The following is an 11,595-nucleotide window of genomic DNA, read 5'->3' as shown; positions in this document are numbered from 1 at the left end:
ACAGGTGGAAAAGGCATTAGCGAAAGCACAAATATTACTGGATCAAGAGCACCCAAATCCTGATAAAGCTATCCAGATTTTGAAGCCACTTCTTGATGAAGGAGGGCACTGGTTAGCCTGGTATTTTATGGGAATTGCCCATATGCAGAAATCAGAGTTTGAGCAGGCAGTAAATTCTTTGGAAGAATCGATTTCCAGAGATGCTGAACATCCACAAACCTATTTAATGGCAGCAAGGTGTTATGCTGCTATGGCCGATTTTAAGCTTGCAGAGCGATATGGTAAAGCAGCTATACAGCTCGACCAAAACCTCCTTGATGGCTGGTTGTTGATGGGAGGAATCTATGAGCAGCTTAATGAACTTGATAAGGCGGTTCAATGCTATAGCATAGCGAATAAACTGGACCCCAAGGATCATGAGGTAGTATACAGCATTGCTAAGATTTATGAACTACAGGGAAAGAACAAACAAGCGCTTCATTTATATGAAATTATTCTGAGAATGAAGCCGGATTTCGCAGTAGCCCGGGAAAGAAAAGATGAACTCTATATCAATATTTCTTCTCAGAATGGAAATAATAAACCAAAGTTCATTCATCTCTGCTTTAACCATTTATATGCCAAATCACTTTCTGATTTGTTGAGTTTTGTGAATGAGGAATCAGATCAAAAGCACCTGTTGTATGTTGAAACTCATTGGGCCATAGAGCATTATCAGCCAGATTTTAGTAAAGATGAGCATGTTGCGTGGTTTAATCATAAAAATGATTTACAAAGCATTATCAATGCGTGCCTCGAACCCGATGTAGAAGCTGTTTTTGCACATGGTCTGTTTTACAGCTGGCAAAAGGAAATCATTACATCTATTGGTGCTCAAAAGCATATTGGGTGGATTATTTGGGGAGGGGATCTTTATAACCCTCTAAAGGTAAAGTCTCCAATTTATGATATTGTTGAACATGTGGACAGTATCTTGTCTTTGGTTCCGGGTGATGTTTCTGTATTCAGGGAAACATATGGTGAAAGACCTGCTTACAGATTTGGTTATCCTTACCCTGGACTTTACGGGGCTAAACCGGTTGTTCAGGAAAAGGCAGCCCGGCCAATTATCGTTGTTGGGAACTCGGGTGATTATTCAAACAATCATATTGATATCCTGGAAGTTCTGCGAAAGAAGAAAGACATATTCCAGTATGACATTCTATTACCGGTATCCTACAATTTGATTCCTGAATACGAGGAAGCCATTCTTCGGTGGGTGAAAGTAGCGGGGCTGACCGATATGGTGAAGCTTGAAAAAGAGTTCATCGACCCAGAAAAGTATCAGCAGCTAATAAGCAGCTCCAGCATGTTGATTACGGCTCACAACCGTCAGCAAGCGATTGGGAACAACTTGCTGTCCATTTACAGTGGCAATCCTACCATCCTTAAAAAATACATAGAGGTTAATGGCAGGAAGCAACTTAACCCGACTTGGAAAATGTTGTCTGACTATGGGCTGAACGTCTATAGTTTTGAAAAATTCAGAGATGCAAAAACAGTGACTTCGGTGAGCCAAAAATCTGAGAAAGAGATTTTAAGGCAGCAGCAGATTATTACGGATGAATTTGGGCTGCAGACGAGAGCAGAAGATTTGATAAAAGCTTCGAAGTCCATCCTGCAAGAAAAGCTTAAACCGGTAAACGCCTAGGCTCCACAATATGAAAATTGTAAAGAGTAATTCATCTAAACGATACCCTAATGTTGATGCTATTAATATCGAAATAGGAGAGGGAACCGTAATAGAAAAGTCTGCCGTTATCCGTGGTGTTAGCGGATCAGCCAGCCGTATTAAAATTGGAGATAACTGCTATATCGGTAAGAATGTGCAGATTATTTGTGATGATTTTGAACTCGGTGATTATTCTAAAATCCATCACGATACGAATGTGCATGGCTACAAACCTTGTAAAATTGGACATAATGCCTGGATCGGTCAGTATTCTATCATCGACAGTATTGGTGGCACTACCATTGGGAATAATTGTGGGATTGGAGCTCACTCTCAGTTATGGTCACACATCAAATATGGGGATACTCTTGAAGGATGTAGATTTCTGAGTGAAAACTCAATGGATATTGGTAACGATGTTTGGTTTGTAGGTCATTGTATTGTTTCTCCCATAAAAGCAGAAGATAAATCAATGGCGATGGTAGGTTCTGTGGTTACCAAGAATATGGAATACAACAAGATTTATGCAGGCTCTCCGGCGCGATCGCTTTCGGAAAAGATCGGCCCTCAGTTTCAGTTGGTTACAACTAAAGACAAGCTGAGCAGGATGAATCAGTATGTAAAGGAAGCAGGAGTTAATGCAGATCTGATTAAAGTGGTAGACAGAGTTAGTGAATTTAAACTGGACGACGAAGTAAGCTACTTCGATGTATGTTCCCGCAGGTACACCAAAAAACGATCTGCTGATGAAGTTAAATTCATGCAGTTTCTGCTTCCCGAAAAAGGAAAATTTATCCCTTATGAATAGTGATAGCTATCATATTCCTTTTAATAAACCCTTTATCACGGGGAACGAGCTTGAGTTTATTCAGGATGCCGTAGACTATGGAAAGATTTCTGGAAATGGAAAGTACACTCAGAAAATACATCGTTTTTTTGAACGGCAGTTTGGCTTCAATAAATGTTTATTGACTACTTCATGTACCGATGCCCTGGAAATGGCAGCAATCCTGCTTGAAATTGAACCGGGCGATGAAGTCATTATGCCATCCTATACGTTTGTATCTACCGCGAATGCTTTTGTGCTTCGCGGAGCTACTATCCGTTTTGTGGATTCCCGGCCAGACCATCCCGGAATAGATGAGGATAAAATTGAAGGGCTGGTGACTGAAAAAACCAAAGCCATTATTGTGGTCCATTACGCTGGCGTAGCATGTGATATGGGCAAAGTCATGGATGTTGCCAACCGTCATAATCTATTTGTGGTGGAAGATGCAGCTCAGGCAATTAATAGTTTCTATATAGATGAAGATGGGCTGAGTCACCCACTTGGATCAATTGGGCATTTAGGGGCCTTTTCTTTCCATGAGACCAAAAACATTATGGCTGGAGAGGGAGGGATGCTGGTTGTGAATGATGATCGCTTTGCCGAACGTGCTGAAATAATCTGGGAGAAAGGAACCAACCGTACCGCTTTTTTTAGGGGTGAAATTGATAAGTATGGCTGGGTGGATATTGGTTCTTCTTTTTTGCCCTCCGAATTGAACGCGGCCTTTTTATATGCACAGCTTGTGAACCTGATTCGAATTCAACAGAAACGAATGTGTATCTGGAATCGATATCAGAAGGGGTTGGAAAGTTTTTGTACCGAGTTTGGAATCAGGCAACCGGAAATCCCGGACTATGCAACCAACAACGGCCATATGTATTACTTGGTTTGCAAAGACGCTCCCCAACGCGACCATTTCATAGCTCACCTCAAGAAGAAAGGGATACTGAGTGTGTTCCATTATCAATCGCTTCATGATTCTCCATTTTTTGAGCGACAACATGATGGAAGACCTTTATTCCATTCCGATCAATACTCAGAAAACCTGGTTCGCCTACCTTTCTATTATGAGCTTTCAATTGAACATCAAGACCAAGTGATCGAAGCGATCCAAAGTTTTGGAGATGCAGAACAGATCTCAACAAAGAATTTAGTCTTGCATTTAGCTGCACCCACTTCCTCTCACTAAGCATAGTTCACGCAGTACATTTCTATGCTCTCAGAAATGAGGGATTCCTTTCTATAGAAGAAGAAATTATTTCAAGAAAATTTTAAAAAACGATGATTAGAGATTATGAGAGGCGTTTTTATTATGAATAAAAAAATTTAAGCTAAAATTTAAGAACGGGTTTTTTGCCACGATAACTTCACTAACCAAAGCAACACATAAGAAACTTTAACAAACCAAAAGGTGAATTATCATGGCAAGTTTTGGAGATTTAAACAGAGTTAATACCAATGTTCAGTCGTTGGACTCTCAGTTATCATTGAACCGAGTAAACCGTGACCTTGCAGACAGCCGTATGCGAATGTCTACCGGTCTTAAAATTAACAGAGCAGAAGACAACGCTGCTGGTTACTCGATCGCAACTAAATTAAAAAGTAGAACAGCCGGCCTTGAGCAAGGTTTGCAAAACGTAGGTGATGCCAAGTCTGTATTGGACATCGCAGAATCAAGTTTTGACACCATCATGGATGGTCTTGTTGAAATGAAAGGCCTTGCAACTCAGGCAGCTAACGATACGCTTGGCGACACTGAGCGTGGTTACATTGGCGACCAGATCAAAGCTCTTGGCGATGACATCAACGAAATCGCTAACCAGACTGTATTCCAGGATTTCGATCTATTGAACGGTGCAGATGGCGACATGTCCGGATCATTATCTCTTACTTTCCAAGTAGGCGAGCGTGCTTCTGATACGATCTCTACCGACATCGACGCGGTAAACGTAGGTACATTGTTTGCTTCTTCTGGTGATGCATCTCTCGGTGCTACAACAACCGCCGGTGGTGGTGTTGCAGCAGGTGGTGGTATTACTGCAACTGCAGCTACTACAAGTGGACAAGGTGCTCTTACTTTCTCAGCAAGTGCTACTTCTAATGACTTCCGTAGCTTCCTGAGCGCAGTTGACGGAGCTATCGACGAAATGTCTAACCGAGTGAACGACATCGGTATTACTCAGTCTTCTCTTTCTGTACGTGAAGAGACCCTTTCTGAGTCTATCAGTGCCAACGAATCTGCTAAGTCTCGTATCATGGATACCGACTTTGCGAAAGAACAAAGTAAATCTGTGAAACTTCAGATTTTACAACAGACAGCGACTTCATCCCTTGCTCAAGCTAACATGGGACCACAGTCCGTACTTGGATTCCTCGGATAATCCGAAATCCAGTAAATCGAATCTATTGATTCCAGCCCACTCCGGCTTAGTTGTCGGTGTGGGTTTTTTTATGCTGTTGGGTTTTGAATGATTTTCTGGACTCTATAAGTTCGAAGCTTTTCTGTAATCAGACATATTACGGCTCCACACAATACATCCACCTAGTTGTCATCCCTGTAGATGTTAGATAATTCGATGACAATTTTTTAGTTAACACATCTTAGTCATCCAGAATGATTACATAGTATTTTCTTAAGGAACTCAACAAGCGTTCGACCTCTTCTGTCTTCTCCTTCAACAAGGAGAAGGACGCGTTGATAAATTGTCTATACTTTAATTCGGTATAAATACTATTAATAGGCTCAGACAAGTCTCTCCTTGAGAAGGAGAGATTTAGAGAGGTCGGAGTATTGGGCTTGGAATATTTACGAGGCTTTGCAATGAATATTAACTCAAAAAAATGCAGTTCTTTTACTAAGCATTTGTGGGTACCGAAACATCACAAAATGTTGTCAACGAATTACATAACATGTACAATCCCGAGTCCATAGTAAAGAGCAAAGGGTGGAGTTATGTAACACGAGGGATCTCAAGAGCAGTACTACTTGGTAAGCTAGAACCTGAGCGAGATCCTTCGCGACAGAGGTTAGGTCCTCATCAAAAATCGCTTCGCTCAGGATGACAATATTAACTTCGTTGCGAAGGTCCATCTTAGCAACTCAGTTGGGGAAGCTTCAGCTTCCCATAGTTATAATTACCCAAAGCTCCGGTTACCCTACTTCTGGAAGCAGGAGCTTCTGAGAAGGGGTTACGCAGCCGGAGCTACGTAACTAGGCATAACCAAGAAATCTAGGAAATCCTGAAATCCTGAAAATCAAGGTTCCAAACTAATAAGAAGATGATTGGAAACTATTCACTTTTACCCTCGCTCTGAAGTAAGAATATTTTGGGACCTTTTCGCCTAAAAAGGGCCAGATATAAGGAGAGATGAAAATATTTCCATGCTTTAAATACACCTTTAAACACTATCAAACCTCGATTTTTAATTATTTCAAAAAAAATCAAAAAAAATTAAAGTAAAATTTAAGACCGCTATTTCGGGTACGATAACTGTATCAACCAAAGCAATGGAATCAATAAACAAAAATTAAAAAGGTGAATTATCATGGCAAGTTTTGGAGATTTAAACAGAGTTAATACCAATGTTCAGTCGTTAGACTCACAGTTATCACTGAACCGAGTAAACCGTGACCTTGCAGACAGCCGTATGCGTATGTCTACTGGTCTTAAAATTAACAAAGCAGAAGACAATGCTGCTGGTTACTCGATCGCAACTAAATTAAAAAGTAGAACAGCCGGCCTTGAGCAAGGTTTGCAAAACGTAGGAGATGCCAAGTCTGTACTTGACATCGCAGAATCAAGTTTTGACACTATCATGGATGGTCTTGTTGAAATGAAAGGTCTTGCAACTCAGGCAGCTAACGATACCCTTGGCGACACTGAGCGTGGTTACATTGGCGACCAGATCAAAGCCCTTGGCGATGACATCAACGAAATCGCTAACCAGACTGTATTCCAGGATTTTGATCTTTTGAATGGTGCTACTGATGATATGTCCGGATCTCTTTCCCTTACTTTCCAGGTAGGTGAGCGTGCTTCCGATACTATCTCTACCGACATCGAAGCGGTAAACGTAGGTACATTGTTTGCTTCAGCAGGTGACGCTTCTCTTGGTGCTACAACAACCGCCGGTGGTGGAGCAGCAGCAGGTGCAGCAATTTCAGCAACTGCAGCTACTACAAGTGGACAAGGTGCTCTTACTTTCGCTGCTACAGCTACTTCTTCTGACTTCCGTAGCTTCCTGAGCGCAGTTGACGGAGCTATCGACGAAATGTCTAACCGAGTAAATGACATCGGTATTACTCAGTCTTCTCTTTCTGTACGTGAAGAGACATTGTCTGAGTCTATAAGTGCGAACGAATCTGCTAAGTCTCGTATCATGGATACCGACTTTGCGAAAGAACAAAGTAAATCTGTGAAACTTCAGATTCTACAACAGACAGCGACTTCATCCCTTGCGCAAGCAAACATGGGACCACAGTCCGTACTTGGATTCCTCGGATAATCTGAAATCTAAAGAACCACATTTTAAATCCATATCGTCTGAAAGGGCGGTATGGATTTTTTGTTTAAAGCCTTTCTTTCAAAAGAATTGTATCGGGAATTTTTTTATTCTTATATTTAAGACAATTAACTCTTAAATAGAATATATGCTTTTATCTAAGTCTTGTGTATACGGTCTGAGAGCCAGTCTCTATCTTGCCTCAAGGAGGGAGGGGGACTATACTTCTATACGAGAGATGAGCGATGAACTGGAAATCTCTTTTCACTTTTTGACCAAGATCCTTCAACAGCTTACTGCCGATTCACTAATGGAATCCTACAAAGGACCTAATGGAGGCATTCGACTTTCAGCAAAAGGTGAACGAGCAACGCTGCTTGATGTCGTGATCGCTATTGATGGCCCCGGCCTATTTACCCAATGCGCACTTGGGTTACCAGGTTGTGGATCTGCGACACCCTGTCCGCTCCACGATAGCTGGTTAACCGTTAGAGAGTCAATTAAAGACATGTTAGAAAGAACCAATTTAAAGGAACTAGCCAGAGAGGGTAAAGCCAACAAGTTTCGCATCACGGCAGAAGGCTCTTTTTCCTGGCAGTAAAAAAATTTGAACTAATAAAAGATAAAATACTCTTAAATATGCTTAACAAAGAAACAGTATCCCAAAAAACAGTAGGGCAGATTGTTGCCGAAGATTACAGAGCTGCGCAAGTATTCAGGTCATATGGCCTCGATTTTTGCTGTGGTGGAAAAGTATCATTGGAATCTGCCTGTGCAAAAAAAGATCTCGACTTAGCTACCATCGAGAAAGACCTAAATGCTCTCGATTTTGATGCAGGATCAAACCATAACTACAATGATTGGTCGCTGGATTTTCTGGTGGATTATATCATAAACAATCATCACAGCTTTGTGCGGAAAATGTTGCCGGAAATTAGTTTCTACGCTGAAAAAGTAGCTCGCGTTCACGGTGAAAGAGATCCCGAACTACTCGATATTCTACAAAATGTAAATCTGCTGAGAAGTGAAATGCTTGGGCATCTTCAGAAGGAAGAGGAAGAGTTATTCCCACAAATAAAGGACCTGGTAGAGAATCAGAAGAAAGGCTCGGTGAAGGAAGCTATTGTTGAGGCTCTGGAAGATGAGCATGACAAAGCCGGTGGATTAATGGCCAAGATAGAAGAACTAACCAGAGGATTTAATCCGCCTGAAAATGCTTGTGCTTCTTACCGGGTTCTATTTCAAAACCTGGAAGGCTTTCAGCAAGACTTGCACAAACATGTACACTTGGAAAACAATATTCTCTTCCCAAAAGCCTTAGAGCTCGAAAAGCGTTTGAATTAGAAATTAGGGGGGTGACGATAAAGTCACCCCTTTCTTCATTCGGTCTTCACAAAAACAGGGTATTGTAGATTGGGGTTGATCGTTTACTTCTCCGCTAACATGCACTTAATAGAATCCTATGCAAAATTCTCTACACACTTTCTCCATTCCCGTAATGGGAACGGGGCACTCTATCGACTCGCCCATACGCGTTGCACCTTATGGTATAAATTCAGTCATTTCAATTGTTGACGATTTATTGATCGAGAGAGTCCGCAAACACTACGCAACCCTGTTTGAACTTCCATATGAGAATATCCCGAGGAATGCGGAAGACGGCAGAGCAAGAAGGATCACAGCATACCTTGACTTGGTACAAGAGATCGTGAATCAGAAATTTGAAGCGATCAAAAGTCAGCCTTTCTTCGAAAACAATGAGAAGTCGAAGTACTTTGAAATGCTTCCTAACACTTCTGATATCAAGAAAAAGTATCAGGATCTATTAACGATGAGTCCGGGGCAGAATCGGGAAGAACTAGCTTCAGAACTTAACAACAACATGAAGCCCGGCTCTATCGACGTTAACATTATGTCGAAAGTTGATGGTTTCAGTTTTCCGAATAGCGGACAGCCCATGACGGCAGAATATAGTGATGGAAGTGCGGCTCTTCGTGGTTTTGCAAACAGCGTGGTGTCCTCCAGCTTAATATTATCTGCGGGTTTTAACCCAAGGTTATACAATTATCTGGCAGAGTTTGGAGATTTTTATCGGGATGTGAAAGGCCAAATCAAAAAGAACATTATTTTAAAAGTAAGTGATTTCAGGTCGGCACTAATTCAGGGTAAATATCTTGCCAAAAAAGGTCTAGAAGTGTTCGAATACCGGGTTGAATCGGGCTTAAACTGTGGTGGCCATGCCTTTGCCTCCGATGGATATTTGCTGCCATCTCTTTTGAAAGAATTTCGGGAAAAAAAGGAAATGCTGAGTGCATCCATTCAACCTTTAATTGAAAAATTTTATGAAGAACAGCGAGAAGGTGGATTTAGTAAAGACTGGGAACCCAATCAGCCCCGAATAACTGTTCAGGGAGGGATTGGTACCAGCGGTGAAGCACAGCGGTTGCTCGAAGATTTTGGTATGCATGCCACCGGTTGGGGAAGCCCTTTCCTCATGGTTCCGGAAGCTACCACGGTAGATGATCCAACCATGAAGATTCTCCAGGAAGCTAAAGAAGAAGATCTGTATTTGTCGGGTGTGTCTCCGCTAGGTGTTCCATTTAACAATGTCCGGAACACTGGTTCTGCAAAATGGCATCAGGAACGTATAGAGAAAGGAAAGCCCGGTTCACAATGTCCAAAAGGGTTTTTGGAGTCAAATACCGAATTTACTGAGAATCCTATTTGTACGGCCTCAACCCAATATCAGCTGTTGAAGATTGAGCAGATAAATCATAGTGGAATCTCTGAGGAAAAGAAATCGAAGCAGCGGGAAAAAGTATTAGAAAAAGCCTGTTTGTGTGATCATTTAGGAAATGGAGCGTTAATCACCTTAGGTGTTTTGAAGCCAAATCGTGCGCCACAAGCTATTTGCCCCGGTCCAAATATTGCCTGGTTCAACAGGAAGTATAGTCTCCGGGAAATGGTAGATCATATTTATGGTAAGAGCGCTTCATTGGTACCAGAAGAGCGCCCCCATATGTTCGCGAAAGAGTTGGTGATGTATGTCGATTATTTTGAGGAGTTGGTGAATCAAAGTGAGAACCCTCAGGACGACTTCAAAAAGCTGAGACGCTTTAAGAAGAATCTTGAAGATGGAATGGAATATTGTCTCGAGATTGCGGAAGAAAAGGCCTATGAGTCTGAAAACTTGGCTTCAATCCCGAAAACGGTAAAAGAACAAAGCAAGCGTTTGACAAGCATATTTAATGCTTTAGAGGCATCAGCTATGGCTTTGACTTAATTACAAGGGCTTATTTATGCCATTAATAACCCGAATATTTCTTAAAACCGGATTACTATATTTTATTGGAGCTTTGTTAGTTGGGGTTGCTCTGCAGGTTGATTTCCTGGGCATCCCCAACCTTGTTCCTTTATTCTGGCACATGTTGATGCTGGGCTGGATTACCCAGATTATTTTTGGGGTTTCTTTGTGGATGTTTCCCGGCCGCATTAAGGAGGAAAGTTTCCAAAACCAAAAGTGGAGCTGGCTTACCTATATACTTTTGAATAGTGGATTGATTTTAAGGCTTATCTCTGAGCCTATGATCTTACAGTCCGAGGCCTATTTTTGGAAAGTACTGCTAACGATCTCAGCTGTTTTACAATTTGTGGCTGTTATCTGCTACGTAATTGAAATATGGCCTCGAGTGCTCTCTATAAAACAGCGACGAAAGAAGAAGAGGGCTAATAAGCTGACATGACACTTCCCTCTCGGTTACTCATAAAGTCTTCACTCATTTATTTACTGATCGGAGCTTTTTTGGGAATGATTTTACTTATCAATAAAGGGCTTAATTTTGAGCCTGCTATCTGGGTGTTCCTTCCAGTTCATATAGAATTGATGATTTTTGGCTGGATCATACAGTTTACTTTAGGTGTGGCATATTGGATGCTCCCTCGGTTTTTAGAAGGGGAGCCAAGAGGACAAACCTTCTTGGCCTACACCATGGTTTTTGTATTTAATCTGGGTATTTGGCTTTTAATTATAGCTGAATTGACGGATGTAAGCGACACACTTCGACTGTTAGCCCGAAGTCTGGAATTAGTGGGCGTACTTCTATTTGCCGGTCTTCACTGGAAAAGAGTCGTAACCTATAATAAAAAGGGAAAGCACTAAAGCTTATCGATCACCTTTTTGAGCATGTTCTGAACATCCGTAGCTACGTCGCCCAGATCATTATTTTGAATGGCTTGCATGGAAGCTACCGGGTCAACAGCAGAAACTTCTACCTCTCCATTTTCGTGCTCTTGAACAATCACATTACAGGGTAGCATTAAGCCAATATGACCTTCCGCTTGTAAAGCTTTATAAGCGTTAGGGGGATTGCAGGCACCTAGAATGCGGTATTTCCGGAAATCAACGTCCAGTTTCTTTTTTAATGTTTCTTTGATGTCGATTTCTGTTAATACGCCAAAGCCTTCTTCCTTTAATACGGCTGTTGTTTTTTCGATGGCATCATCAAAAGATAGATCTACTTTTTTACTGAAGTGATATGACATGTCAGTTCCT

11 protein-coding genes are annotated in these 11,595 nt (G+C 41.5%); 10 read left to right on the top strand and 1 reads right to left on the bottom strand.

All coding sequences use genetic code 11. The features are described from left to right. The first annotated feature begins 4 nt into the window (after nucleotides 1-4). The 10 genes from CL667_03610 (at nucleotide 5) to CL667_03565 (ending at nucleotide 11,202) form a co-directional block, all read left to right on the top strand. The gene (locus CL667_03610) at nucleotides 5-1,690 is read left to right on the top strand and encodes a hypothetical protein (GenBank protein ID MAL16776.1); all 1,686 of its coding nucleotides are present in this window, start codon (nucleotides 5-7) and stop codon (nucleotides 1,688-1,690) included. Nucleotides 1,691-1,700: 10 nt separating this feature from the next. Next, a complete protein-coding gene (locus tag CL667_03605) occupies nucleotides 1,701-2,519 on the top strand; it encodes a hypothetical protein (GenBank protein ID MAL16775.1) in 819 nt (272 codons plus the stop codon). Continuing rightward, the gene (locus tag CL667_03600) at nucleotides 2,512-3,729 is read left to right on the top strand and encodes a dTDP-4-amino-4,6-dideoxygalactose transaminase (protein MAL16774.1); all 1,218 of its coding nucleotides are present in this window, start codon (nucleotides 2,512-2,514) and stop codon (nucleotides 3,727-3,729) included. The genes CL667_03605 and CL667_03600 overlap by 8 nt, the downstream gene beginning before the upstream one ends. A 232-nt stretch (nucleotides 3,730-3,961) precedes the next feature. Continuing rightward, nucleotides 3,962-4,921 carry a flagellin gene (locus CL667_03595; GenBank protein MAL16773.1) on the top strand — a complete coding sequence of 320 codons (960 nt, stop codon included), beginning with the start codon at nucleotides 3,962-3,964 and terminating at the stop codon, nucleotides 4,919-4,921. A gap of 1,165 nt (nucleotides 4,922-6,086) precedes the next feature. Beyond that, nucleotides 6,087-7,046 (top strand): flagellin, encoded by a 960-nt coding sequence (locus tag CL667_03590; protein MAL16772.1) that lies wholly within the window; start codon nucleotides 6,087-6,089, stop codon nucleotides 7,044-7,046. Nucleotides 7,047-7,191: 145 nt separating this feature from the next. Beyond that, nucleotides 7,192-7,644, top strand: coding sequence for a transcriptional regulator (locus CL667_03585; GenBank protein ID MAL16771.1), 453 nt, complete (start codon nucleotides 7,192-7,194; stop codon nucleotides 7,642-7,644). Between the two features lie 38 nt (nucleotides 7,645-7,682). Next, nucleotides 7,683-8,387 carry an iron-sulfur cluster repair di-iron protein gene (gene ric / locus CL667_03580; GenBank protein ID MAL16770.1) on the top strand — a complete coding sequence of 235 codons (705 nt, stop codon included), beginning with the start codon at nucleotides 7,683-7,685 and terminating at the stop codon, nucleotides 8,385-8,387. A 118-nt stretch (nucleotides 8,388-8,505) separates the two neighbouring features. After that, a complete protein-coding gene (locus tag CL667_03575; protein ID MAL16769.1) occupies nucleotides 8,506-10,326 on the top strand; it encodes a hypothetical protein in 1,821 nt (606 codons plus the stop codon). A 16-nt stretch (nucleotides 10,327-10,342) separates the two neighbouring features. Beyond that, complete coding sequence (locus CL667_03570; GenBank protein ID MAL16768.1) at nucleotides 10,343-10,786, top strand: hypothetical protein; 444 nt, start codon at nucleotides 10,343-10,345, stop codon at nucleotides 10,784-10,786. Continuing rightward, on the top strand, nucleotides 10,783-11,202 hold the full coding sequence (locus CL667_03565) for a hypothetical protein (protein MAL16767.1): 420 nt from the start codon (nucleotides 10,783-10,785) through the stop codon (nucleotides 11,200-11,202). The genes CL667_03570 and CL667_03565 overlap by 4 nt, the downstream gene beginning before the upstream one ends. On the opposite strand, the gene CL667_03560 is transcribed toward CL667_03565, so the two are convergent. Beyond that, the gene (locus tag CL667_03560) at nucleotides 11,199-11,585 is read right to left on the bottom strand and encodes a hypothetical protein (protein MAL16766.1); all 387 of its coding nucleotides are present in this window, start codon (nucleotides 11,583-11,585) and stop codon (nucleotides 11,199-11,201) included. The genes CL667_03565 and CL667_03560 overlap by 4 nt on opposite strands. Nucleotides 11,586-11,595 lie beyond the last annotated feature (10 nt).

The organism is Balneola sp. (assembly GCA_002694685.1).
Taxonomy (GTDB): domain Bacteria; phylum Bacteroidota; class Rhodothermia; order Balneolales; family Balneolaceae; genus Gracilimonas.
This window is presented reverse-complemented; position numbering and strand designations above follow the sequence as displayed.

Excerpts from the sequence above, each read along its gene's own strand:
- CL667_03585 (MAL16771.1), top strand. The coding sequence starts at position 7,192 with ATGCTTTTATCTAAGTCTTGTGTATACGGTCTGAGAGCCAGTCTCTAT.
- CL667_03565 (MAL16767.1), top strand. The coding sequence starts at position 10,783 with ATGACACTTCCCTCTCGGTTACTCATAAAGTCTTCACTCATTTATTTA.
- CL667_03595 (MAL16773.1), top strand. The coding sequence starts at position 3,962 with ATGGCAAGTTTTGGAGATTTAAACAGAGTTAATACCAATGTTCAGTCG.
- CL667_03560 (MAL16766.1), bottom strand. The coding sequence starts at position 11,585 with ATGTCATATCACTTCAGTAAAAAAGTAGATCTATCTTTTGATGATGCC.
- CL667_03590 (MAL16772.1), top strand. The coding sequence starts at position 6,087 with ATGGCAAGTTTTGGAGATTTAAACAGAGTTAATACCAATGTTCAGTCG.
- CL667_03575 (MAL16769.1), top strand. The coding sequence starts at position 8,506 with ATGCAAAATTCTCTACACACTTTCTCCATTCCCGTAATGGGAACGGGG.
- CL667_03605 (MAL16775.1), top strand. The coding sequence starts at position 1,701 with ATGAAAATTGTAAAGAGTAATTCATCTAAACGATACCCTAATGTTGAT.
- CL667_03600 (MAL16774.1), top strand. The coding sequence starts at position 2,512 with ATGAATAGTGATAGCTATCATATTCCTTTTAATAAACCCTTTATCACG.
- CL667_03570 (MAL16768.1), top strand. The coding sequence starts at position 10,343 with ATGCCATTAATAACCCGAATATTTCTTAAAACCGGATTACTATATTTT.
- ric (MAL16770.1), top strand. The coding sequence starts at position 7,683 with ATGCTTAACAAAGAAACAGTATCCCAAAAAACAGTAGGGCAGATTGTT.